The sequence below is a fragment of the Spirosoma fluviale genome (assembly GCF_900230225.1).
In the GTDB taxonomy this organism is placed as follows: domain Bacteria; phylum Bacteroidota; class Bacteroidia; order Cytophagales; family Spirosomataceae; genus Spirosoma; species Spirosoma fluviale.
The window spans coordinates 224,755-251,292 of the sequence record NZ_OCNH01000009.1; the positions used below are offsets into that span (position 1 = coordinate 224,755).

Genomic DNA, 26,538 nt, shown 5'->3' on the forward strand with positions numbered 1-26,538 from the left:
TATTGCATTATTGAATTGTAATTTCATAATGATAAATTAAAAGAAGACCCCTATGGATAACCTCTCACTTTATCGAAGCCGGGCCACGCTAATAGGGTTGGTCTGGTTACTGATGGTAGGCAAGCTACTGGCGCAAACTCCCCTGACTGTAACGGGCCGTGTAACCGACGAAACCGGTCAGGCATTACCAGGCGTAACTGTATTGATTAAGGGTACAACCAACGGAACAACGACAACGGCTGAAGGCACCTACCGGCTGTCGGCTCCATCGGCCAGTGCCGTTCTGGTTGCTTCATATGTTGGCTACGTAAATCAGGAAATTCCGGTCAGTAATAAGTCGGTCATTGATATCAAGCTGGCCCCCGACGATAAGACCCTGAACGAGGTGGTGGTTGTGGGGTATGGCACACAGCAGCGCAAAGACCTGACCGGTTCCATTGCTTCTGCCGATCTGGTGGCGTTCAAAGAGTCGCCCAACGTGAGTATTCTCCAGTCGCTGAAGGGTTCGCTACCGGGCCTAACCATCAGCCAAACCAACCGGGCTGGTGATGAACCTGCCATCAATATCCGGGGAACATCGACGCTCAACGGCAATACGGCTCCCCTGATCATTGTCGATGGGCTCATTTTCAACGGTCGGCTGTCCGACATCAACCCCGCCGATGTAGCCAGTGTCGATGTGCTGAAAGACCCGAGTAGTAAGGCGGTTTATGGCTCACAGGCGGCAAACGGGGTGGTGCTGGTCACCACCAAAACAGGCCGGGCGGCTACCAAGCCATCCATCACCTATTCAGGGAATTTCGCCGTATCGTCACCCACGGTGAATGCTACATTGCTGCGCCGGGATGCGTTTCTGGAAAAAATACGGGATATAAATTACCTGACCGCTTTCACCAAAGAATCGGGCTATACGGCACCTAACTCATCCTGGACATTTGCCAACTCGGAGTTGTTTCCCGTTTCGCTGGCGGGTGTAAACGCGGGCAATGATTATGACTGGTATGGCGAACTGACGCAGAACTCAGCCATTCAAAGCCATAACCTGAGCGTATCGGGCGGGTCCGAAAAGACCAATTATTTTATGTCGGGTGGCTACACGCGGGAGAAGGGCTTCATTAAAAATGACGATTATGGCCGCTATACCGTGCGGATCAACCTGGATACCGAGGTAACGAAGTGGCTCACGCTGGGGGCCAACACGTCGGGGTCGTTCACGAACTTCTTCAAAGACGCGCCCGATATGAACTCCATTGTGGGTACAAACCCGCTGGTAACGCCCCGCGATGCCAACGGAAACTACGTCATCAACCCCATCGGCGATTTCAACGTCAATCCGTTTTTGTCGGCCGAAAATGACCGCTACGAAGTGCAGAGTCGGTTAGTGGGTAATTTCTACGGCATCGTCCGGATTCCGGCGGTGCCCGGTTTCAGCTACCGGCTGAACTTTGGTAACAACCTGAAATTCTTCAAAAACTACACGTCGAGTATTTACGGGGCTGGTCAAACGGGTTCGGCGGCTAAGAATGATGCCACCCAGTATGAACAAACGATCGACAATATTTTTAACTACACCCGCAGTTTTGGCAAGCACAGCATCAACGCTACGGCTGTATACGGCTACAACACCTCGAAATTTGACCGTACGGTCGCTTCCGGTACCGGCTTTTCTGACTTGAATCTATCGTATAACAGTCTGCAACAGGCAGAGGTACAAAAGATTTCATCGGAAGCCTGGGAAGAAGCGCTGCTTTATCAGATGGGCAGCGTGGCCTACAACTACGGTGGCAAATACCTGATCAAAGCAACCGTTCGGCGGGATGGTTTTAGCGGTTTCTCGAAGAATAACAAGACCGGCATTTTCCCCTCGATTGGCTTGGGCTGGGTGCTCTCGGAAGAAAAGTTCTTTAAAGTGCCCGGTATCGACTACCTGAAAATCAGAGGTAGCTATGGCGAAAACGGCAACAAAGTGGGGCGTTATAGCTCGCTGGCGCGGGTAGCCTCTACCGACGATTCCAAGTATGTGTTTGGCGACGGCGGACTGACAGCCATTGGGCGGTCGGTGTCATCACTGGCCAACGCTGACCTGCGCTGGGAACGTACCCGTGGTATCAACATTGGCCTTGATTTTGCCATCCTGAAAAACCGAATCGACGGTAATATCGAGTATTACAACTCGAACACCAACGATTTGCTCTGGCAGCAAACCCTTCCCCAAACGTCGGGCTTCTCCAACGTATTTACTAACCTGGGACAGATCAACAACACCGGTTTTGAGTTCATGCTGCACGCAAAACCGGTACAGACCAAAAACTTCACTTGGGACGTGACGGTCAACTTCACCCAAAACCGGAACAAAGTGGTTACCATTCTGGGCGAAGACAAAAACAACGATGGCATTGAAGACGACCTTGTGGCGAGCAGCCTGTTTATTGGTCGGCCCATCGGAACCATCTACGACTACCGAACGCAGGGCATCTACCAACTGGCCGACGAAAAACTGTCTGGCTTTCAGGCGGGTACGTACCGGATTGAAGACGTAAACAAAGACGGTAAAATTACCCCCGCCGATGACCGGCAGATTCTGGGCAACACCGAACCGGCCTATCAATTTGGTATTCAGAATACGGTATCTTATAAGCAATTGACGCTCCGGGCGTTTGTCAACTCCATTCAGGGCGGCAGTAACAGCTACCTGAGCCCCAACTTCCCGTATGGCTACAACGGTACGCCGGGGCAGGCGACCAACTCAAACTGGTTCGATTTTACGGATTTCTGGTCGCCCCGTAACACCGGTGGCATTCACCCCAACCCGTGGGTGCCTACTCCCGCCGGAGGCCGTGAGTATGTGCAGCGTAATTTTGTACGCTTGCAGGATATTTCTCTCTCGTATAGCCTGACCGATGCCATTGCAAAGAAAATCGGAGCGGCCAACTGCAAAGTGTTCGTGAGCGGCAAAAACCTGCTGACGTTCACCAACTGGAAAGGCTGGGACCCCGAAACCAACACCACGCTATTCCCGGTTGGCGGCCCGGCCAATGGGGTCAACACCGCCCTCGGCGTAACGTCGATCAACGCATTTCCCGTATTGAGATCTTACTCGTTAGGTCTCGACATCACGTTTTAATTCCTGCTATCACTATGAAAAAGAACTTATTTAAAATCGCGCTCCTGGCTGGTGTGATGCTGTTTCAGGCAGGTTGTAAAGAAGACGAATTTCTGAACGAAGTGCCGCTGGATTTTTACAGTCCCGAAAACTCGTTTATCACCGAAGGGAACTTCAATGCCGCCCTGACGGATCTATACGCCCGCGTCCGGGCCATTCAGAGTGTCGATGGCGGGGCAAACCTGTACTCGGAGGTGTTGGGTACCGATATTGCCTTCAACGCCCGCCTGGATCAGTCCCGATTGGGCAATTATACAGTCTCGCTCACGCCACAGGGCGATATTCCCCGGCAACACTGGATTCGGTGGTACAAGGTCATCGCCAACACCAACACCATCATTGCACGCGTAGTTACGTCGGCTCTCACCGAAACACAGAAGAAAGTGATTGGGGGCGAGGCTAAACTGTTCCGGGCCTATGCGTACCATAAACTGGTGCATTTATACGGGGGCGTGCCGCTTATTCTGGATGAGGTAAACACGCCTACCGCCAATTTTACGCGAGCTACCAGAGACCAGGTTCTTCAGCAAATCATTGTCGATGCAACCGATGCCGCCACCAATTTGCCCGCCATAGACGTCGTGCGCGACGGTAAACTGAGCAAGCCTGTGGCCAACCACCTGCTGGCCGAAACGTACATTGCCCTAAAAGACTACGATAAAGCAATTGCGGCTGCGACCGAGGTAATCGAAAAATCGAACCTGCGCCTGATGACCGACCGATTTGGAAGTCTGCGTACCCAGCCCGGCGACGTGTTCTACGACTTGTTCCGGGTGGGTAACCAGAACCGGAAGTCGGGAAATATGGAAGCGATCTGGGTGATTCAGTACGAGTTAGACGTGATTGGCGGGGCACTGACGTCGTCGGGAAGCCCCCTCAATAACCTCGAACGGGTAGTGGCACCGGCCGTTTTCTCCATCTCGGACCCCAGCGGGCGGGCGGCCCTGCTCGACAATGCCTCAGCATCGACCCTGAACAGTGGCGGACGCGGGGTTTCGTTTGTACGTCCATCCGATTACTGGACCTACGACATATGGGGCCTGGACCCGAAAAAAGACAACCGCAAACTGGACGCGTCGCTCACCGACATTCGCACCTCGCCGTTCAACATCGTGCGTGATTTCGTGTATACCAACCCGGCTTCGCCCAATTTCGTCGGGAAGAGCCTGATCGACTTCCCGGCTCCCAACTGGGTGGCGGCAAGCTGGCGGTGGTACCCGTACCCCTCGAAAGTAACTACGCCCGGTCAGCACCCGGCGGGCATTGTACAGGATGCCACCAAGCTGACGCTAAAAACAACAGCAGGGCCTACTTTCCGGGATATGTACCAGATTCGGTTGCCCGAAACCATCCTACTCCGGGCAGAAGCACACCTGCTGAAGGGCAATGCCACCCAGGCCGCTGCCGACATTAACCTGATCCGTAACCGGGCCAAGGCGAAGCCCGTCACGCCCGCCGAGGTCACTCTGGATTACATTCTGGACGAACGCGCCCGTGAGCTGATTTTTGAAGAAGACCGTCGCGTAACCCTGTCTCGAATGGGTAAGCTGGTGGAGCGGGTGAAAAAATACAACCCACTCAACGCGCCCAATATTCAGGATTTCCACGCGCTGTTCCCGATTCCGTTCTCCGAAATCGAAGCCAATAAAGACGCGAAGCTGGAGCAAAATCCAGGGTACTAAGCAGATTAGTAGTAATAGCGGGGCAGCCCGTGCTGTTGGTAATGAAAGGCCGCCGGGTCGCCGACGCGGAGAGAATCCCGCCGGCCTTTTTTGTAAACCTCACCTTTATCTATAGCTCATATAGCTCCTTCCTGATACTGTTATGATTAGCCGCCTGTTTTTTGCCGTCAGTCTCTTGCTTTGCCAAACGCGCTCGGCCCAGACGAAGGCAGACGAGATTTCGATATTGATTGTTGAGGAATCGATTTTGTAGAGCCGCAATCCCTTGCGGCTCACCGCCGGATGGTACACCAATTAATTAATTGCCGGATGGTACACCGATGAATCGTTTCTTCAGATAGTACACCGATTAACTAATTGCTGACGCCGGATGAGACGCAAAGTATTGCGTCTCTACATAAAAAATTATGAAAAATACATTACTCACATACTTTCTTTTCCTGTCGGGCAGCGTCTGCGCCCAGTTCATTGATACCTCTACCGAGCGGGTCAAAACGCCGTTGTCGGTCGAATTTAAACGAATTGGCACGCTGAAGCCACGGTCGACCAAAGATATTGCCTCGTCGCGCATTACGGTTGGCTGCGAAACAGTAGATCGGAACCACACTGATTTTAACGCCTATAAAGCCTACCTGGGGCCACTTGGAGCCAAGAAAATCCGGCTACAGGCGGGTTGGGCCAAGTGCGAAAAAGTAAAGGGGGTCTACAACTGGAAATGGCTCGATGAAATCATCGACTTTGCCGTGGCCAACAAAATTGAACCCTGGCTCGAAACGTCCTACGGTAACCCGATCTATGAAGGCGGGGGCGGCACCAATCTGCTGAATAGCCTGATGACCTCGCCCGAAGGCTATGCTGCCTACGACCGCTGGGTGGAGGCTCTCGTGACTCGCTATAAAGATCGGGTGCATGAATGGGAAATCTGGAATGAACCGGATCACCCCATGCAGAAGATCGAGCCGGAGACGACCGCCGAACTCAACATCCGCACCGCCGACATTATCAAACGCATTCAGCCCGATGCCAAAATTGCCGGACTGGCCTTTGCCTCGAATAGTAATACCGTGTATCTGGACCGTTTTCTGAAAGTGATCAGCGACCGGGGTAAGCTGGACTTATTTACCTGGATTTCATATCACAGCTACAACTTCCGGCCCGAAGAGTCGTATAAGGGCGTCATGTCATTGAAAGCCGTGATCGGGAAATACTCGAAAACGCTGTTGCTGCGCCAGGGCGAAAACGGTGCGCCCTCGACGTACATTCCCAGTTTTGCGCTCGACAAATATTACTGGACCGAGTACACACAGGCTAAATATGATATCCGCCGATTGCTGGGCGATCTGGGCCGCGACATTGAAACGTCGGTATTTACCATCATTGATATTTATTATGACTGGGGCAAAAACGCGGTGCTGAATAAAAAAGGACTTATTGAATCGGATACGAGCAAAGCTGCTATCCGCCCAAAAATTGCTTACTACGCCGTGCAGAATGTGACCTCCGTGTTCGATAACTCCCTGGAGTTAATACCCGATTTCAACGCGACAACAACCGCAAACGAGTCAATTTCTTTGTTCGGTTACCGGCAGAAAGCGGGAAAAAAGCAGGTTGTCTCTGTTTGGTTAGACAGCAAAACGCCCAGCAATCTGTTCAAGACAACGCCTATCGACATTACGATCCAAAACGGAAATTTCGACGCGCCCGTCTGGGTCGATCTGCTGACGGGGCATGTCTACGAAATCCCAAAAAAGCAGTGGCGGAAAACGGGAAGTAGGTACACGTTTAGCGGAATACCAGTGTACGATTCGCCCGTCCTGATTGCTGATAAATCGGCTATTAATCTTTTATACTGATTGGTTATGTTTTGCCCTCTGAACCCTTAAGTAAACATGAGTCAACTTAAAGCGCTCGATTACACGGCTATTGTCCTGTACATGATTATGATGTCGGGCATCGGTATTTTCCTCGGCCGATTTGTTAAAAATATCAACGACTATTTCAAAGGAGGAAGTGGCGTTTCGTGGATTGCGGGGGGAATCAGCAATTTCATGACCAAGTTCAGTACCTTCATTTTTGTGGCCTACGCGGGCATCGCCTATTCCGATGGACTGGTGGCGATTACGGTGTTGTGGAGCACCATCTTCCCGTCGCTGATTGCCGTTTTTTTCTTCGCCAAACGCTGGAAACGGGCGGGTATTCTAAGCCCCGTCGAATTCCTGGAAACCCGCTATAACGCACCCATCCGGCAGATTTTCTCGTGGAGCGGTGTGGCTTTCAAGCTGCTCGACGACATGATCAAGCTGTATTCGATTGGCCTGTTTGTGACGGCCGCGTCGGGTATTCCGTTCGAGACAGCCGTGATCGTGTGCGGTATTGTCGTGACGCTCTACACGGTGGTCGGCGGTTTCTGGGCGGTGATCGTTACGGACGTGGTGCAGTTTGTGATCCTGTTTTTTGCCACGCTGATTCTGGTGCCGTTGGCCTATAATGCTGCCGGTGGTTTCGAAAACATGCAGGCCGTGATGCCGCAGAATATGACGTGGTTCAACGGCAAAAAAGGCATGCCCCTTTTTCTGGTCGCTTATTACGTGCTGATCATTATTCGGTACAGCGGCAACTGGACGTTTATTCAGCGCTTCTACAGCGCCAAAAACGAAACCGACGGACAAAAACTGGCCATTTTATCGGCTGTTTTGTTCTTCATTTTTCCCGTCATTTTCCTCTTCCCACCGCTGGCCGCCAAGGTCATTTTGCCGAAGCTCGAAAATCCCGAAATGGCTTATGTAAGTCTCTGCCTGAAGCTCCTGCCCGAAGGTATCATGGGCTTGATGATTGCGGCCATGTTTGCGGCCACGATGTCGGTGCTGAGTGCCGAGTACAACGTGACCGCCAGCGTATTGACCCGCGACATTTATCAGCGCGTGTTCCGGCCCAATGCCAGTGGTAAAGAATCGCTGCTGGTAGGTCGGCTGATGACATTGCTCGTGGGTTTCATCGTCACGGTCGGCGCGTTGTTCGTGGGCGGTTTCGGGGGTGCGTTTGAAGCGAATAAACTCCTGGCTGGTGTCTTTGCCGTGCCCATGATCGTGCCGGTTATTTTCGGCATTCTCCTCCGCAAACCGCAGCCTTGGGGCGCATTGGCAACCCTGTTTCTGGGAACTGCCCTCGGCTTCGTGCTGAACATGAACAAGGGCATTAGTTGGGAGGTAGCCACCCTGATCGAAATTACGTTTTGTACCGTCATCTTCATCGTGTCGGGTTTCTTTCCATCGAAAGATGTGGTGTACAATACTAAAGTCAACGCCTTTTTCCATAAGCTGACCATCCCCTTTGTGCCTGAGCCGGATAACGCCGATCAGGACGTTTTCAAAGATGCCATCAAACTCATGTACGGCATCGCCTTCGGGCTGACCGGCCTGATGTTCGTCATCATGGGTTTCCCATCGCGTGCTATGCTGAGCGGACAACTGGCGCTGGTAGCCGGTGTTTTATGCCTGATCCTCTCCGCTTTTTTATGGTATCAGGCCCGGCGAGTAGCGGCCATTATAAAGGAAGAAGCCAAAGAGACAACCTTACATTAATCGAATTACAACCTAAAAAGCATGAGTTACCTCAATTCGCAAGTCATTTTCATTACCGGCGCATCGGGCGGTATTGGCAAAGCCACGGCGCTGCAACTGCTCGACAATGGCGCTAAAGTCTTTGATTTTAGCCGTACCCGTCAGCTTACCGACGAAGTGCAACACGAAAACCTGCGTTCCTTTAAGGGTGATGTGAGTGTAGAAGCCGACGTTCAGGCGGGGTTTGCCGCCTGTATCGACGCTTTCGGAACCATCGACGTGTTGTTGAACAACGCGGGCATGGGCGTACTTACCACCGACCTCTCGCTGACCGAGTTGGAGGTGTACGAACAGATGGTCAACGTGAATATGCGGGGCGTTTTCCTCTGCAATCGCGAAGCCCTGAAAGTGATGAAGCCAAAGAAGAAAGGCCACATCATGACGGTGATCTCGATGGCCGGTCAGCGCACCAATCCCAACGCGCCTGTCTATGCGGCCTCAAAATTTGGGGCCCGTGGTCTGAGCAGCGGCCTCGCCGATCAGGTGATCAAGGAAGGTATTAAAGTGACCGACGTGAACCCCGGCCCGACCGACAGCGATTACTGGGGCGATCGCAAGGTGCCCCGCGAGAAGTTTTTAAAGGTAGAGGACGTCGCGAATGTGATTACGTTCGTGCTCAACCAACCGGATTACGTGGTGATCCGTGAAATCAATTTCGACAATATGAATTTTCTGGCAGGATGATTACAAACACACTCCCTTTGAATGGCAGCGGCCACGACCTGGCGGCATCACCTTTTCCCATCGCGGTTGCCGAGATGCGCGAACGCTATTTGCGGCTCTACACCGGTGCGGTCAACGATGTGCTGCGGTTCAACTACAACATGCATGCCACCAGTTTGCCCCCCGATTTTGCGCCCCTTCGCGAGTCGATGAAAATGGCTGGTCTGGCCTTCACCGTGAAAGGCGGCCCTGATATCACCACCGACGGTGAGTTTGAAATGCGCGCCCAGATGCTCGAAGACCTGCACGAAGATTCGGTGGTTGTCTGGGATTGTACGGGCGATACCGTCACTTCGCAATGGGGTGAAGTCATGACCATGGCTGCCAAAAAAGCCGGTTGCCGGGGTGCGGTGGTGAACGGCATCCGCGACACGCAGGCGATTCTGGAACTGGGTTTCCCGGTTTTTCATAAGTACAAAGCCAACACAGGCATGCTTGGTCGGTTTCGGATGCACCACTACCAAAAGCCCGTTCTCATGGGCGAGGTAACGGTAAAGCCCGGCGACTGGGTATTCGGCGACATCGACGGGGTGATCTCGATTCCGCAGAACATCGCCTATGATGTGTTGCTGGCAGCTGAGAAAATCCTGCACAAGGAAGACGAAATCCGGGAGATGGTCGAAAGCGGCATGAAACCAACCGACGTCGTGAAAAACGGGGGTTATTTCTAGTAGAGACCGCGCCGGCGGACCGGCAATACTTTGCGTCTCACATGCGTCAGCAATTTTGCTAATGAACGAACGACAAAACAACGTGCTGGAAAAAGAAATAAATAAGGAAAGCAAACCGAACAGTCGCTTTTTATCGTCTTCTGAACATCAGCGTATTAAAGCGTCGCTGCAGGCTGGTGACCCGCTGGTGAGTCGTTTCTATGCGGCTCTATATAAACGCGTCTATGAACGGGTTGCCACGAAGGGGTTGCTGGGGCCTGACGCCACCGTAGCCTGGTATTACCCGGCGGCCGAGTACCTGTCGGATGCCGCCATGTTGTATGCGCTGTTTCCGGAAGAAAAATTAGCCGTCTGGTTACGCACCGTTACGCTCGACATTGCCCGTACATCTGCCTACGACTGGGTTGGCCCGGCATTCCGCGACCATTCTGACCCGCTGACGGGCCACCTCGAAACGGCGCATTTGTGCTGGGCGTTGAGTGCGGTTTATGATCTGGCCCGCGATGCCTTTTCTGAGTCGGAACAAGCCGAGATACGGCAGGCGCTGACCGAAAAAGGAATTGTGCTCTGTCGGCGGTGGATCGACAAAAATACGCATCTAGCCAACTGGCGGGGTATCCTGATGTCGGGTGTGCTGGTAGCGGCATCGGTATTGGGAAACGATGAACTAGTTGATGAATACGTCTCGGAGTGGCAGCGGTGCGCGTTGGCGTTTCAGCCCGACGGCTCCTACGGCGAGTCGTTGCAATACGGCAATTACCTGGCCTTTGCGCTGATGATGGCCTACGAATCGCTGAGCCGAACGTACCCGGAAAAAGCAGCTTTGCTCGACGTCGGTACGTATGCAAAGGGAATCCGGTGGGTAGTCAGCAGTATGTTCTACGCCAAACCACTGTCGGGTGGTAACGGATATGACTGGGGCAACGAACCCCGTGCCCGTGCGGCCAATTTCAACGATAGCGCGGCTCTGTTCCGCCCTTCCGGCGATTTATTACTACACCTGGCCGTTCGCGCCGGAACCGACGACGAAAAGCAACTGGCGAGGGGCCTGTTTACCATCTATTACGAACCCAGCGAGCGTCGCCCCGGTCCAACCCAAGGGCCTCATGAGTTAGCCACCTTTGGGATGCACAACGATTGGGGTTTTCTGACCCTGCCGCTGCTGACCTACGAAACAAAAGCCATTAGTCCGCAGGAAGTGGGTTTGCCCTTGACAACGGCCTTCAGTAACGGCCACACCTTCATGCGCGACGCCTGGGACAGCCTGTCCCGCCCCGGCGGGAGCCTGCCCGGCTCCAGCGGGGGTCGAACCATCGTAGCCATTAACGGTGGGGGCGATGGACTGCATGGCCCCGGTCATTTGCATGGCGACCTCAACAGTTTCATTCTCGTTTACAACCGTGAACGGTTGTTGGTCGACCCCGGCCATAGCTGCTACCGAAACCTGATTCACGGACTGGAGAGCAGCACGCAAACACACAACACCTGCACCTTTTTAGTGGAAGCAGAAACGCTGGGTTTGCAGGAAGACATGGCTAAATCGACCATGCTGGAGCAGAAAAGCGTGCTGCCTCGGCGGTTACTGGTCAACGGTGTACCCGGCCCGCCAGTCGACCGGAAAAATCGGCGGTTGCTGGTTGACCGCGACGATGTGGTCTCGGTCGTTGGCTCGGAGATCGGTAAAGCCTGTGGTGCGCCTATTCAACGCTTTTCACGGTTCTGGCTCATGGCAGGCAGTAATGTCTTGTTCGTCGTTGACCGGATCGAAGCGACCCAACCCGTTACTACGGTGTGGAACTGGCTCGTTAATAACCGCGATGGACAAGCGCAGGTCGACACACAACCTGCGTGCCTGACGGTCCGGCGTAATGAGGCCGGTATGAAGCTCTTTCACTGTGGTAGGGGTAAAATCGGGCACCCCGTTTACGGGTACGTCCATGACGCATATCACGTAGAGCCGAATCAATACGGCGAAGGGAAACCCGGTAGTGGCCTGCTCTACCGCTGGACAGAATCGGCACCGGCAACTACCCGTACGGTTTTGCACGCCATTGCCCTCGACGATGCCATTGTACTGGATCGCTGGGCATTAACCGAGGAAGGAAATGCATTCACGCTGTCGAATGGGCAGAAAAAGTGGACGCTGATCGTACAGGATGAAGAAGCTAATCAGCTTTCGATCGTTTCGGGGCATGGGCGACGTTGGGATGTACTTCGGCAGGAAAATGATACGTATTCACTGAATCGAATTGTAGCCAATGAGTAAGTCACTAATTATAAAAGGAATCGATCACCCCGGCGTAGCGGCCAATGACGTCGAGCAGCTTGCCGACTGGTACTGCGAGGTATTTGGCTACGAAAAGTGGTTCAAACACGAGAAGCCCGTCTGGATGCTTAAAGCCCCCGATGGTACCTTGCTGGAAGTGATGCCCAAAGACGACACCGCCCGGCCAGAACGCACTACCTGGACCCCCGGCTGGTCGCATCTGGCTTTGCGGGTCGAAAACATCGACGAAGCCATCGCCTTTCTGGACACGAAACACGTTGTCTGGGGCGGCTCGGTCATCAACGCCATTGGTGGCGGCAAAGTCCGCAACCTGTTTGATCCCGACGGGAATATGTTGCAGATATTGGAAAGACAGGTATTACTGTAGAGACGCATCCTTGCGTCTCACATGCGTAAGCAATAACGCATCAGCCCACACGAGTCAACGTCATCTACCAGCGTACCATTCGGCAACCTATTGCTGACGCATGCTGAGACGCAAGGATGCGTCTCTACAACACAAAAACAAAACCAATGAAAGCACTCCAATTCACAGGAAATAAAACATTTGATTTACAGGACGTTGACCTGCAGCCGGTAGCCCCCGGCGAGGTCCGTCTGAAGGTGGCGTACTGTGGCGTTTGCGGCACCGACGTGCATATTTACCACGGCGCTATGGCCCAGCGGCTGACTCTGCCGCAGGTGATCGGTCACGAAGTGTCGGCTGAGATCGACGTGGTAGGTGAGGGTGTTTCGGGCTGGCAGGTGGGCGACCGGGTAACGGTTCGGCCCCTTAAGCCGGGTCAGGCAATGGCCGTCGATAACGGCGTTCGTCATATTGGGCAGAACCTGAAGTTTATCGGCATCGACACGCCCGGCGGCATGCAGCAGTATTGGAACGTACCGGCCAACACCCTTCACCGACTACCCGACAATCTGCCGCTCACCATTGGGGCAATGGTTGAACCGCTGGCCGTGGCCTGTCACGATGTACGGCTTGGTGAGGTGAAGGCGGGTGAAAACGTCGTTATCATTGGTGGTGGACCCATCGGAATGCTGATCGCGTTGGTGGCCCGCCAGAAAGGCGCGAATGTGCTGATTTCGGAAGTCAACGAAGCGCGTTTGCAATTGGCTGAGTCGATGGGGCTGGCAACGGTAAACCCCAAAGATACGGATCTGGTCGCTCATGTTGAGAACTTTACGAAGGGTGCAATGGCCGATGTCGTTTTCGAAGTGTCGGGTGTGCAGGCGGGCGTTACGACCATGACGCAGTTGCCGCGTGTTCGGGGCCGGATTGTGATGGTGGCCATCCATGCCGAGCCCAAGGCCGTTGATCTGTTCCGCTTCTTCTGGCGCGAACTAAAATTGATCGGGGCTCGTGTCTATGAACCCGAAGACTTCGAGGAAGCTATCGCTCTGGCCGCATCGGAAGCATCCACTCCGGGCACCTTACCACTCGGCGCATTGATCACGCAGATTTCGCCACTGGCCGATGCTAAGTCAGTATTTGAAACCATTGACAATAATCCCGCCGGGATGAAATATCTGCTCCAATGCGACCTCTAGGAATCCCTTTCTGGTTTTTCCTGGCAGTTTGGCTGGGCGTGTATGCTAGTGCTCAGGCGCAGGTTGAGGCATTGACGGTGCCCGATCATCCGCGTTTGTTTGCCAATGCCGCCCGCTTTGTCTCGCTGAAAAACCAGAACGATTCGGTTTCCAGTCAACTAAAGGTCTACGTGCAGCGGACCGCTGAACAGTATCTGACCGCCGACACTATTGTCTATCCTACCAAAGGGTTCAAATTTGGGCCAATGCGGGAGGTGCAGGGACGTATTATTGCGCTGGCCATGAGTTACCGGCTCACGGGCGATCAGCGGTTTCTGACTCGTGCCCGGCAAGAACTGAAGCAACTCGCAGCCCTGCCCGACTGGGCTCCCAACCACTTTCTGGACGTTGGCGAGGGGGCGCTGGCCGCAGGCATCGGCCTCGACTGGCTCTATGCTGAGCTGCCTCCCGACGAGCGCGACCAACTGGCGCGGGCCATTGTTGAAAACGCTTTGTTGCCATCGCTGGAGGTTTCCGGGGGAAGCGGGAGTTGGGTAGATGGCGATTTCAACTGGACACAAGTTTGTCATGGCGGTCTGACAGTAGGTGCGTTAGCTATTGCGGAACGGGAACCGGAACTAGCGAAGAAGATCATCAACCGGGCGATTAAAAACGTGCCTCATGCCGGAGCCGTCTACGCACCCGACGGAGCCTATCCCGAAGGCCCCAGCTACTGGTCGTATGGTACCACGTTTCATGTACTGCTGATCGAAGCCTTACGCTCGGCTTTGGGTACTAGTCATGGGCTTGAGACGTTTCCCGGCTTCCTGAAAACGGCCGATTACAACCTGCAAATGGTGGGGCCGAGCGGCTTTGACTTCAACTATTCCGACTATCACCTCGAAACCCAGAACGAACCCATCATGCTGTGGTTCGCACGGGAAACCCGTCGGCCGGACCTCGCCCGGCAGGAGCTTGCCGATGTACATGCGTTGTATCGGGCGGCTGTCTCGAACACGAAAAGCAGCGTATATTCCAACCGCCATACGCCATTTGAACTGCTGTGGTGGAGTCCGGAATTAGCAGGAAAATCAACCAGCACATCGCCCCGGCACTGGACATCGCAGGGTGTTTTGCCGATGGCCGTGATGCGGTCGGCCTGGAATGATCCCCAAGCGACGTTTGTAGCTATCAAAGGCGGAACGCCCAACCACTCGCACGCACACATGGACGTGGGTAGTTTTGTACTCGAAGCCGACGGCGTTCGTTGGGCTATCGACCTGGGCACCGAAAGCTACGACAAAATGCGGGCGGCTAAACTGGATTTGTGGAGTTATGCGCAAAGCAGCACCCGCTGGACCACCTTCCGGGTTGGTCCCGAAGGACACAATATCCTTCGTTTCGGCGGGGCGTATCAGAACATTTCCGGCAATGCACCAATTAGCCTGCTGCCCGCCAAAAACGGGAGTATGGGCAATTCGGTCGACTTAACACCCGTCTACCGGAATCAGGTTGAACGCGTACAGCGAAACGTAACCCTCAATCCCGACCGCTCGGTAAGCATAGAGGATCAATGGACAACGGGTAGTCAACCCGTTGATGTGAGTTGGCAATGGCTGACCAAAGCCATCGTGACGCGCACACCAACGGGACTACTCCTGAGGCAGGATGGCCAATTGCTCGGGGTGGTGATTGAACCAAAAGGAGCTATTGTCGAGATTCAGGATGTTTCCGGAGCGCTGGCTTTGCAGGATTCACCCAATCCGGGGGTAACCCGTATTGTGGTTAAACGGACAACCGCTGCCGGGAAGACAGATACGTTGCGGGTAAAGGCTATACCGGGTAGCGTAGCCGCGAAGTGACATAGAAAGATGCAACAACCAGCAGGAGATTTATCGCTCATTTTAAGAACTTTGCTTAGCTAATCAATATGAAACGACTTGTAATAAGAGGGGCGTTAAGCCTGACAGTTTTTGGGCTGATCGTCCATGAAACCACCTTCGCTCAAAAGATCAACACCGGCCCTGACCGGAACAAGACATCGTTCAAAATCGACCTTCCTTATCTGGGCAGCGTAAAACCCCGCTCGACCAGCGAAATCGAATCGTCCAACTGGTTGCTTGGCTGCGAAACAATGGACCGGGACTTTACGGATTATGATCAATTTAAAGAATACATTGCTCCGCTGGGTATCAAACGCTTGCGGATGCAGGCGGGGTGGGACAAGACCGAGAAAATAAAAGGACAATACGACTGGGCATGGCTCGACCATATTATCGACGATTCCCACAAACGCGGTCTTAAACCCTGGTTGCAAACCTCCTACGGGAATCATAACTACCCCAATGGGGGCGGGTCGAACCTCGGGGCTGGGGTACCTACCTCGCCCGAGGCTCTCGCGGCCTGGGATCGCTGGGTGGAAGCCCTGGTGAAACGCTACAAAAACAAGGTGGTCGACTGGGAGATCTGGAACGAACCCAACTTTGGCGATAATCTGGAAAATACGCCTGAAAAATCAGCAGCCATGAACATCCGTACCATCGACATCATCAAGCGTATTCAACCCGAAGCGAAGGTGTCGGGGCTGTCGCTGGGTCATATCGGGCTGGACTATGCCGATGCCTTTTTTAAGGTTCTGGCCGAGAAAAAGAAGATAAATCTGTTCGATAACTTTACCTACCACGACTACACCTATAACCCCGATTCGCACTACCCAAAGGTGATGCAACTACGGGCCGTGCTGGACAAATACGCGCCGAACATTCCACTGCGGCAGGGCGAAAACGGAGCGCCATCTAGTCCGGGTTTCGGGCGTGGGGCGCTGGGCGATTACGACTGGTCGGAGCTGACGCAGGCTAAATGGTATACCCGCCGGATGCTGGGTGACCTGGGTCATGATATTGAAACAAGCGTGTTTGGCATTATCGAAATGGCCTACACCAACGGACCCATTCACCGACTCAATTACAAAGGGCTGATCCAGTCTGATTCAACCAAAAAAGCGATTCGACCCAAAATCGCCTATTACGCTGTTCAGAACGTGACAGCTCTGTTCGATCACTCGTTGCAACGCGTCAAAAATCTGGAGGTGTCTTACAACAAAGCTCACATTCCGACCGACAAAAGCCACCTGGTTTATACCCGCAGCACCGACCGGAGTCTGGCCGTTTACGCCTACCAGCACAAAGACAGTAAAAAACAGCTGTACACCATCTGGTCGGACGATTTCATCCCAGTGGAGTCGAATGCAACACGTAAGCTGACCTTCACCTTTGCCAACGGCAATATCGATCAGCCGGTATATGTGGACATCATCACTGGGGGGGTGTATGACATTCCGGCCAGCCAGTGGAAAAAAACGGGGACCGTGCTTACGTTTACCGACATTCCTGTATACGATGCGCCCATTCTAATTGCCGATAAGAGTCTGGTAAACATGAAATAAGTTAGCGTAAATTCGGGAGTGAACTGTCTGTGAATACGCTATGGTACACACATAGCTCCGAATTTGTGTTAACTTTTTGATTTACAGGTGATTATTGACCTTATTTGGTCAATAATCACCTGTAAATCAGCATATCTATCTGATTTAAATGAATGGTTACACTACTACAGTTAGTTTAAGTCTTGAGTATTACTATTATTTCCGTATAATAACAATTCATAATTATAAATATTATATATAACTATTTGCAGTACATTTCACTTGATAATTAACTAAGTATACTTGCATTTAATCTATGAAAGTCCATGACGTGTGTAATTGGCAAAAAATTCGTCGAAAAGGTCTTACACGCTACACAGGTTAATACGGCTTAGTAATAGGCTTTATTTTCCCTAAATAACATCGTCTGTAAAACGCTGTATCCTTCCAGTAAACCTGTTAATTAGTTGTTCAACATGCCTTCTTGGCGGGTTTCTTATCGCAATACTCTTCTGATTAACAAATTAATATCTGTACATACAGTGGTTTAATAAGTATTTACAGTAACGATAACTGTTTGATAACCAAATAATAACCAATACCCCTTAATTGCATATTATCCATTTGTAACAGGCCGGTTATAAGTATATGTACTCAATATATAAACTAACTACTAGTGAGTTAGAAGATAAGGCAGATTATAGCGGTCAATATATATAATACGACCAAGAGTTAATAAAAGAAGGGGAATACTGTAATTTATCTGTAGTAGTAAACCTATTTGTGTTTATGTAAATGAGTTCTTTAGATAGATATATTATTTATAATTTGTTGTATTCGAAAATTAGCAATATGTTTAGTACGAGAACTACAAGTTGATTGTCTGGATTATGTTTCTGCGTGATTGTTAGGCATAAATAGGTGCACAGACAGATACTGATGCTTGTGTATTAAGGTAACCCATTCAATCAGATTCTTACACCTGATTAACGTGTGGAGCGGTCTAATGCAATGAATGAACTTAGTAAGCGCGTTAATCAGAATAATAAGCTTTGAATCGAATGGCTAGTGCGGGAGAATTTTCAGAAATGCCTGGAATCAAGTATTTCGGTTTTTTTGATCAGGGTAGTTTTACTTAGTTTTCCAGACTGAGTACTAGAGTGAAATCGAAAAGACAAAAAAGCTGTAAAGCTCTGATAGGCAATTACTTAGTTATTTTAATTTTGTGTTTTTTGGCTTCAGTGATGGGCAGGCTTTAAGCGAGAGTAGTTACCCTTAATGGTAAATAAGCAGGTTTGGATAAGGTTATTGTTTTCATAACATGAAAGCTATCCTCTAAATAATTTTTAAGTTACTTTCGTATAAATTTGTTTCAATATTGGGTGTTTTAGGTAAATTTGTCTCAGTAGAGGTTACAATTTGCTGTGGCTAAGTCCGCCGTGTAGGACTTTAAGATCAGCTAAAGTTTAAAATTTTTAGTAGGACGAAGAGTCTTTGATGTCCATAAAGATATCAACACAGCGTCCAATTAAGTTTTGAACACTCTGTTTGAATCGCAGAGTTATTCTACGAACTAAACGTAGATATTTTGGGTAACGGGTTTGTGTTACTTATTTACTTATGTAAATATTTCTATTGAATAAGTAAGTGAGCAAAGGTATTGTATACAACACAGCTCTGTACGAATTTTTCATTTAAGGGACTATTTAACCGGGCTAAGACTCACTAAAAGGTACCTTAATTTCCACTGAATCATTTGCGTCTCTGGTTAGAGAACTAAAAGATTTTAGCTGTCAATTATCCAGCATTAACGAATGAAACTGATCATAAAAAGAAATTTATAATCATGTCTAAAGCCGATGAATGCTATTCCTCATAGAATTAAGTCTATTGACGAAATTTGCAGGCAACATTATGCATGCATAATGTTCAATATTAACGTGACTTGTGCAATTACTAACCCATACAGACGATGTTAAATTCTTTTACCCGAGAACAACAAACCAGTACTATCATTGCTAAAAGGCAAACATTAGCCTATAAATTAAACACCATCAGACAACAGCTTCTGTCCTTAAAGTCTGCAATAGAATTAATGGACCAGCAGCGTGAAGAAATTTTAAATTCAATAGATAACGAGACGATCAGAATTCGCTTAACAAGCATCGAACTGGGTAGTCTTAAGAAAACAATATCAGCACAGGTTGAAACTGTAAGCAGATACTATTCTCGTTTTGTTCGAAAAACCTTAAATATTGGTGTTATTGGCTTAGCTAGACAGGGTAAAAGCCAGCTTTTGCGTAGCCTGACGGGTCTGTCAGATGATGCGATTCCTGCGAGTCCTTACGGACATTGTACCGGAGCCCGAAGTACAATAATTCATAACCCTTCCGTTGAAGCACATGGAGAGATATTTTTTTACACTCAACAAGAATTCGTGCGGGATGTGTTAGCTCCCTATTATAAAGATTTGTTCGGTTTACCCACCGACAACTTAACAATGGAGTGGTTTGAGGCTAATCCACTACCTGCTCTTTCTGCTGAAAAACAGCAAAGCTTGAATCTGAAAGTTAAATACGAGCGGCTGGAGTTATACAAAAATCGATTGCCCGATTATAAGAATCTGTTGTCTCAGCCATCTCCTCATTACGTACCCATCGGGAAAATACGCGAATATGTAGCTCAGGATAACTCGTTTGGTCAACAGGTATTCTGTAATTATTTAGCCGTTCGCGAAGCGCGTATTATCTGTAGCTTTCCGCACAAACATATAGGCCAGATTGCTTTGGTTGATATGCCCGGTCTTGGCGATACAGGACAAGTAGGTGAGGGCTGGCTAACCAGTACAATCAGTAACGACGTTGATATTATTCTCTTCGTAAAAAAGCCATCAGGGCTGGGTGATGTCTGGAAGCCCCAGGAGATCGAGTTATATGATAAAGTACGCAGTACATTACCTGAATTGCCATTAGAATTGTGGACTTTTTTAGTAATGAATCATGTGCGTTCGTCGTCTCCGAACGAGGATAATCTGAGAAACTGTGAGCGATTGCTTGCAGAGAAATCAGATCAGATGAAGTTCGTCGGATCGATAATTGCCGACTGTTCAGATGCTGATCAGGTTAATGATGTAATCCTGCAAAAGATACTGGATCATTTAACAAGGAATATTGAAAAAATTGACCATGCTTACCTGAGTTCTTTACAGGATCGTCTGAGTATTTTACAGGAGCAGGTTGATACCGAACTAGCCAAAGCCAAGGATCTTCTTCTTTTAGCAACGGAGTCGACCCCACCTAACTTTACGGTCTTCAATCGACTTTTTAGAGATGTGAGCAGACGTCTTTACACCGGGTTTGAGGAACAGATTAAAAAGCTACGTGATCAGCGGGAGAAATCTAACGAAACGTTCTATGAATATGTCATCAATGCGCAGGAAAGGTCATATTTAGACTCCGGAGTACCCAGTATCGAGCAAATCGAAGACACCCGAAATCTGCTTGGCGGGTACAAATCTGCCAGTGAATACTACCTGAATCACATCAGAACTTATTTGGCATTGCATTTTGAAAGCCTGGAGGATGGCCTGAACAAGTCCGTCGAAGATATTAAATTACAACTGATTGATGTACTGAGAAGTGAGACCCAGGGGCGTTTACGTCACATTAGTTCAAACACAGATACGGAATTTTTAAAAGATTTAGCCATCTTATTAAATAATCAGTATCCTATATTACATTCTGCTTTCCGCATCCTGGCCAATTTCCAGCTTTCATACCAGGGCTTTTTGTATTATCGGCTCCGGAATCATCTGGATTGTCTTACCCCCGACTCCGGAAATGCTGAGCTTGGCCCTAAACCTTCGGCAGTAGAAGTTCAGGATATTCTGGTAGCCATGCAAAAAATGGCGTTAGAAAGTCTTAAAGGTGAATTGGAACATTGGCCCGTTGAAATTAACCAGGCAATTTTTGCTATAGGCGAGCAGTTTGTCGACAAAGTTTTACGCTCCGAAAATGCATTAGAAGAGTGGCAATCTTTCTACATGGAAAACAGAGCACAAATCTGGCCAGAACACTTCCAGCAATTAACAATTAGCAATAGATTACATCGGCAGTGGTTAGAAGTTACAGAACGAGTAATCAGTATTAACAGAGCCATCCTGTTAGTAGAATCCGAAATTGATAATTAAGATATGCTCAAAGAATTTAACATAACAGTGCTTGGTCAGGCACGTGTCGGTAAGACTAGTCTACTTTCCTCTATCTACTACCAATTCGATGAAGTCATTAGTACTGATATTGACCTTGAAATAAGGGCAGTTAATGAGGAGGATTCTCTGCTGGGAAAGCCGGTTAGAGATATGCAAAAGGCATTTGATACGAGTACAAAGATGCCACTCAACAATGCGGATGTGGTGCCGGCTACACGATTAGGTCGTAAAAATGGAGTAACAGATATAAAGTATAAATTTACGCTCGGACAAAAGAATAAAAAGCCTAAAATTCAACTAGTGTTTCGAGATTATCCGGGTGAACAATTACTGGAAAATCAACACGAGGTTGTTAAGCGTATCCGTGAATGTGATGTGACAATGATTGCAGTGGATACCCTGGCGTTGATGATGGAAGACAGTAAATTTGATCCACTTCTGCTACAAAAAAATCAGGGTTTAACGGACAAAAATGGTAATGGTTCCGTTGGTGTACTTCGTATTTTTCAGGAAGCCTATAAAGACTTAAAGAGTGATAAACTTATACTTTTAGTGCCAACAAAATGTGAAAAGTGGACTAGTGATGAAGCATCAACTACTTTATTACTGGATCGTCTGAAACTAAAATACGATCCCCTGCTTCGATTCTTGAATAGCGACGGTCCGAGAGACAGAGTTGCTATCGTAGTAACACCTGTGGAAACACTTGGTAACATTGTTTACGCTTATATGAGTAGCAAGGAGACCTACTCGCCAAATTTTTTAAAGAAAAGTGTTTTCTCAAAATACGCTCCAAAATATTGTGACCAACCTTTACGCTATATATTACGATTTACACTAAAACGATTCCTGGAAAATCAGGGGTTTTGGTTTGATCTTTTGCGCAGGGATAAACCTTTTCTAAATGCCATAAATGAATTTACAAAAGGATGTAAGACAGAGTCTGGTCTGGAGGAAAATGCAAATGGATTTGCTGTACTTCAGGGTGGACAACTCTTATAAGCTGGACTTTAGAACTGGTATTGTCAACTTAATTTAAGCTAGTTACCCAGCAACATTAAACGTTTCTTTTCGGGCTATGTGTTGAGTTAATTTGCCTTGTGGCCCGATAAACTGATGAGGTTTACTATGCATAACCAGGTGCGACCACCCATTAAGCTAATTTGGGTGGCCTCGTAGCCAAATGTAGTATTCTACACAAATGCTACACCTGACCGTATCCTCTATACAAAGTAAAAAAGACTCGTATAAATTATGTATAGTCAACTACCTGCTGGTATTAATTGATTGAAAGTACACATTTATTAATAGCTAACAGGGAACTAATAACGCAAAATACTAAAATAACGGTAGTATACTATTTCGGTATATACGTATAAATAAAGGGCTAGCATACTCCTTAAACTTAGTTGTTCAATCTATATAATATACTATATTTACATCTTCGTACGTAGTTTTTAGCAGACATGTCTTCATTACCAAAGAAAGTATACGCTCCCCGTGAGCGTGTTGCTACTTCAACGTCACTATACCCCTTGATCACTTACTATGTACAACAAATAGGAATTTGTTATTCAACAGATTTGTTGGTACAGCAGGCGGTAAGTAAGTTGGTAAAGACAATGAGTAATGGTGTATAGTCGGTATCCAATCTCCAGGCCAACCTTGTTTAACGCCCGGAGTTGAGGGTAAGGTCTTCAAATTGAGTAGTTTGGCCAGTTTCGCCTTTTTCTGTTAAGCCTACTCGTAATGCCCGATTCCAGGGCGGTAAATAAGTACCATCGATAGAACGCTCCCCAACGGGGATGAAGCGACTGCTCTTTCCCAGTTTCAAATTTCCATACCTCCAACTGCTTACCCAACATAAACATACCAATAGGGTTATCATCATCGCCAATAATGGGAAGGCCGTCAGCGGGTCCGGTCTTTTGCGTAAGTACGGTTGTTTGTGCAGTATAGTTGAGCGAATTGGTACGATGACCAATGTAGCTGCCAAACTTATTTGGCTGAGCACTTAACTGTAATTGGCCCTGTGTAGTTTTGATTAGTGGTCACTCTGAAATTTTCACTTTACGATTTACTCGAAAATCTATTTAATTTATATAGTTAACTTGTAGCATGGTTTAGTCATTATGCTAAATTCTACTACGTTGAACAATCAATGCACCTTTTTAGCGGATGGTGGCGAGATGGGTACACTAATTCGCCAGTATGACTGGTCAAAAACCGAATTGGGTTTGCCTAATCAGTGGCCCTGTAGCCTTCGTACTACGTTAAGCCTTCTGCTCAAGTCAAGAGTACCCATGTTTTTGCTTTGGGGAAACGACCTTATCTGCTTTTATAATGATGCTTATCGCCCCATTCTTGGTATAAAAGAGAAACACATCGATCCTCTTGGCAAACCGGGCGTTGATGTCTGGCCTGCAATACAGCCTATTACCAGTGTACAGGTTGATACCGTCCTTACTAATGGAGAGGCTGTCTGGAGTGAAGCGCAATTAGTCTCTTACTCCCGAAATGGCAAGAAAGAAGACCTATATTGTACGTTTGACTATACCCCTGTTCCAGACGATTCAGGGGTGCCGACGGGCGTATTAGTGACGTGTGCAGAAGAGACCAGACAGGCCATAGAAGAAGCCGAAGCTACGCTGCGAGGAGCAATCGAACTGGCTGAGTTAGGCACCTGGCAGATCGACCTGGCCACGTCTACCTTATACTACTCAGAGCGGTTGCGAGGATGGTTTGGCATCGGCAGCGATGAGATTATTACGCCCGAACGCGCCTATCGACCCGTTCGGGAGGTTGATCGCCCCCGAGTAAGAGCAGCTATTGCTCAGGCACTGGCACCCGGTACCAACGGAGTCTATGACATTGAATATACTCTTGATCCAAACGAAGCCGGGCATGAGCGTGTACTTCACATACTCGGAAGAACGTTTTATAACGAAAAAGGCGAACCATATAAGCTAAGTGGCACGGCACAGGATGTTACCAAACAGAGACGAGTACAGCAGGAACTTGAACGACAGGTTCAGGAGCGTACCCGACAGTTGCAGACGCTGATTGTAGATCTGGAACGGTCAAACGCCAATCTGCAACAGTTTGCCTATGTAGCCAGCCACGATTTACAGGAGCCTCTGCGAAAGGTTCAGGCATTTGGCGACATTCTCAAAGCACAATACGGCAGTCAGCTAAACGAAGGAGTCGATTACCTAGAGCGAATGCAGAACGCGGCTACCCGAATGTCTGTCTTAATCAAGGACCTGCTGACATTTTCCCGCATTGCTACCCGGCAAAACACAACAACACCCGTATCGCTTAACGACGTTCTGAGCATAGTGTTGACCGATCTGGAGTTAGTTATTCAGGAAACGGGTGCGATTGTTGAGGTAGCCAACCTGCCGACGATTGTTGGCGATAAATTACAGTTAACCCAGCTTTTCCAAAACCTGCTTAGTAATTCCCTGAAATTCTGCCAATCAACGGTCCAGGCCCGTATACAAGTAACCAGCCAGTGGTTGGACGACGGGGACTTACCCACGCTTACCGATACTGCTCATGAGGCAACAGCCTACTACCGGATCGATGTTATTGACAACGGAATCGGGTTTGACCCCAAGTATGTAGATCGAATTTTTGAGTTGTTCCAGCGGTTACACAGCAAAAATGAATACGCCGGAACAGGTATTGGTCTGGCCATCTGCGAAAAGGTAGTAGCTAACCACGGCGGGTTCATTACAGCTACCAGCCAACCCGGTCTGGGAGCAACGTTCAGCGTGTATTTACCCACTTAACTCAGGTAATCTTCTCTGGTTAAGGGCTGGTTAAACGTTGGGTCAGCTAATCCGCGTCTTCATTAGTTTCCTCGTGGTAGGGTGTGCCTGTCGTAACAGTGCCACCACTGGTCCACAGCCCACCACCCTGTTCGCCATCATTCTTGGTATTCTCTCCGCTGGGACCATCGTCTGGCACGTTTCGGTCAGATGATTGATCCGGATCATAGATCGGCGTAACTGCCTACGTATGGCTCCTCGCCAGGACTGCTTGTAACCGGGGTTACGTCCTGCTTTGTCTCATTCAGACTTTCACTATTTTCAGGTCATATTTTGAGGGAACTTCTCCCTCCGGGTCGCTGTCTGGTGAGCGATGGAAGCCGGGTAAGTTTTGCATATGTTTCTCTATTTTCTTAGGCTATTATCTGTTTAAAATGATCGCTAGTTCGGTATTGACAAGATAACCGAAGTGCTCTTGATATGACTGTCCTAAACAGCCGTAAATTAAGGTAACGGAACGCGAACTATGAGATTTTAGGCTGATTATGAGCTGACTAAGTGCCATAGGCACGAATTAGTTGTAGAAACAAAGGGGAAATACACCCCACAGGCTTGCCGTAGGTACGCAACATGATAGCCCGTTGCGTACCTACGGCAAGCCTGTTGACGCCCAGAGCCTTTTTTCTACAATTATCTAACCACTACGTGGCTAAAAAATCTCATAGTTCACGTCAACAGAGTTCCTAAACAAACGGTGAGAGCGAATACCAAATAAGGATTGGGATCGGTGAAGAGCTTCGTCACGAAAAAATTTTAGAACCGGTTGAGCTCTACTAAATTGATAGATGTTAAATTTTAGTTGTATAAGGGCATTAATAGACGTTTAAAGTCCACCTGACTATAAGGATAAAGTTGCCCAGTAGCCCAAAAAAATAAATGATAAAAATTTGTTTTGATCGGAACTCCGGACAGCTTGCTGAGGTTATTCACACGTACGCTTCTAGGGCTTTAAAGTGATGCAAATCCGCCTGCGAGGTAAACGGTCAAATGACCAGCCCATTAGAAAAAGTGTTAAAAAGCTTTATTTATTGGGAACTGTAGGTTATCTTTGTGCCGTTGTTTGATAGGCTCCTTAGAGCAACTAGGGTAAATTCCCAACACATATTGTAAGTAAGCAAGGTCCAAAAGCCGATAGGTTCCTTGGCCCCTTATTTTTTCCGGCACGCTTTTTTGAGCTTTTGCCACAACGCTTCGACCAACGGGTCGGGCGCCAAGTTCTTTGACAAACGGTCAGCACAAGAAGACTCAACTTTGCAACTTCGGTTGCCGGTTGAACAACATAGTGACCTTTAGCGGGTCACGCAATTATTTACGATGGAGAGTTTGATCCTGGCTCAGGATGAACGCTAGCGGCAGGCCTAATACATGCAAGTCGAACGGTAGATTCCTTCGGGATTCTAT

The 26,538-nt window shown here is 49.1% G+C and carries 15 protein-coding genes and 1 rRNA gene; 15 read left to right on the forward strand and 1 reads right to left on the reverse strand.

The window, feature by feature from the left end:
- The first annotated feature begins 52 nt into the window (after nucleotides 1-52).
- The 14 genes from CRO74_RS30090 to CRO74_RS30160 all read left to right on the forward strand — a co-directional run bounded on the left by CRO74_RS30090 (nucleotide 53) and on the right by CRO74_RS30160 (nucleotide 25,098).
- The gene (locus CRO74_RS30090) at nucleotides 53-3,124 is read left to right on the forward strand and encodes a SusC/RagA family TonB-linked outer membrane protein (RefSeq protein WP_097131840.1); all 3,072 of its coding nucleotides are present in this window, start codon (nucleotides 53-55) and stop codon (nucleotides 3,122-3,124) included.
- Nucleotides 3,125-3,138: 14 nt separating this feature from the next.
- Nucleotides 3,139-4,845, forward strand: coding sequence for a RagB/SusD family nutrient uptake outer membrane protein (locus CRO74_RS30095; RefSeq protein ID WP_097131842.1), 1,707 nt, complete (start codon nucleotides 3,139-3,141; stop codon nucleotides 4,843-4,845).
- A gap of 407 nt (nucleotides 4,846-5,252) precedes the next feature.
- Entirely contained in the window at nucleotides 5,253-6,698 is a 1,446-nt protein-coding gene (locus CRO74_RS30100; protein ID WP_097131844.1) for a GH39 family glycosyl hydrolase, read from the forward strand.
- A gap of 36 nt (nucleotides 6,699-6,734) precedes the next feature.
- Nucleotides 6,735-8,426, forward strand: a complete 1,692-nt coding sequence (locus tag CRO74_RS30105; RefSeq protein ID WP_097131845.1) for a sodium:solute symporter family protein — start codon at nucleotides 6,735-6,737, stop codon at nucleotides 8,424-8,426.
- Between the two features lie 21 nt (nucleotides 8,427-8,447).
- Nucleotides 8,448-9,149 (forward strand): SDR family oxidoreductase, encoded by a 702-nt coding sequence (locus tag CRO74_RS30110; protein ID WP_097131847.1) that lies wholly within the window; start codon nucleotides 8,448-8,450, stop codon nucleotides 9,147-9,149.
- Complete coding sequence (locus tag CRO74_RS30115; protein ID WP_097131849.1) at nucleotides 9,146-9,859, forward strand: RraA family protein; 714 nt, start codon at nucleotides 9,146-9,148, stop codon at nucleotides 9,857-9,859. Before CRO74_RS30110 ends, CRO74_RS30115 begins: the two co-directional genes overlap by 4 nt.
- A gap of 61 nt (nucleotides 9,860-9,920) precedes the next feature.
- Nucleotides 9,921-12,125, forward strand: a complete 2,205-nt coding sequence (locus tag CRO74_RS30120) for a heparinase II/III domain-containing protein (protein WP_097131851.1) — start codon at nucleotides 9,921-9,923, stop codon at nucleotides 12,123-12,125.
- Nucleotides 12,118-12,513, forward strand: a complete 396-nt coding sequence (locus tag CRO74_RS30125) for a VOC family protein (protein WP_097131853.1) — start codon at nucleotides 12,118-12,120, stop codon at nucleotides 12,511-12,513. The genes CRO74_RS30120 and CRO74_RS30125 overlap by 8 nt, the downstream gene beginning before the upstream one ends.
- Before the next feature lie 146 nt (nucleotides 12,514-12,659).
- Nucleotides 12,660-13,691: a zinc-dependent alcohol dehydrogenase gene (locus CRO74_RS30130; protein ID WP_097131883.1), complete on the forward strand. Its 1,032-nt coding sequence runs from the start codon at nucleotides 12,660-12,662 to the stop codon at nucleotides 13,689-13,691.
- Entirely contained in the window at nucleotides 13,679-15,532 is a 1,854-nt protein-coding gene (locus tag CRO74_RS30135; protein WP_097131855.1) for a heparinase II/III domain-containing protein, read from the forward strand. Before CRO74_RS30130 ends, CRO74_RS30135 begins: the two co-directional genes overlap by 13 nt.
- Before the next feature lie 68 nt (nucleotides 15,533-15,600).
- Nucleotides 15,601-17,115: a GH39 family glycosyl hydrolase gene (locus tag CRO74_RS30140; RefSeq protein WP_144036005.1), complete on the forward strand. Its 1,515-nt coding sequence runs from the start codon at nucleotides 15,601-15,603 to the stop codon at nucleotides 17,113-17,115.
- A 1,951-nt stretch (nucleotides 17,116-19,066) separates the two neighbouring features.
- Complete coding sequence (locus CRO74_RS30145) at nucleotides 19,067-21,283, forward strand: hypothetical protein (RefSeq protein ID WP_097131857.1); 2,217 nt, start codon at nucleotides 19,067-19,069, stop codon at nucleotides 21,281-21,283.
- Between the two features lie 3 nt (nucleotides 21,284-21,286).
- A complete protein-coding gene (locus tag CRO74_RS30150) occupies nucleotides 21,287-22,306 on the forward strand; it encodes a hypothetical protein (protein WP_097131858.1) in 1,020 nt (339 codons plus the stop codon).
- A gap of 1,130 nt (nucleotides 22,307-23,436) precedes the next feature.
- Nucleotides 23,437-25,098, forward strand: coding sequence for a PAS domain-containing sensor histidine kinase (locus tag CRO74_RS30160; protein ID WP_097131863.1), 1,662 nt, complete (start codon nucleotides 23,437-23,439; stop codon nucleotides 25,096-25,098).
- A gap of 46 nt (nucleotides 25,099-25,144) precedes the next feature.
- On the opposite strand, the gene CRO74_RS32285 is transcribed toward CRO74_RS30160, so the two are convergent.
- Nucleotides 25,145-25,276, reverse strand: coding sequence for a hypothetical protein (locus CRO74_RS32285; RefSeq protein ID WP_262508259.1), 132 nt, complete (start codon nucleotides 25,274-25,276; stop codon nucleotides 25,145-25,147).
- A gap of 1,172 nt (nucleotides 25,277-26,448) precedes the next feature.
- Between CRO74_RS32285 and CRO74_RS30170 the strand changes: the two genes are divergently transcribed.
- Nucleotides 26,449-26,538 (forward strand): 16S ribosomal RNA (locus tag CRO74_RS30170); the annotation flags it as partial.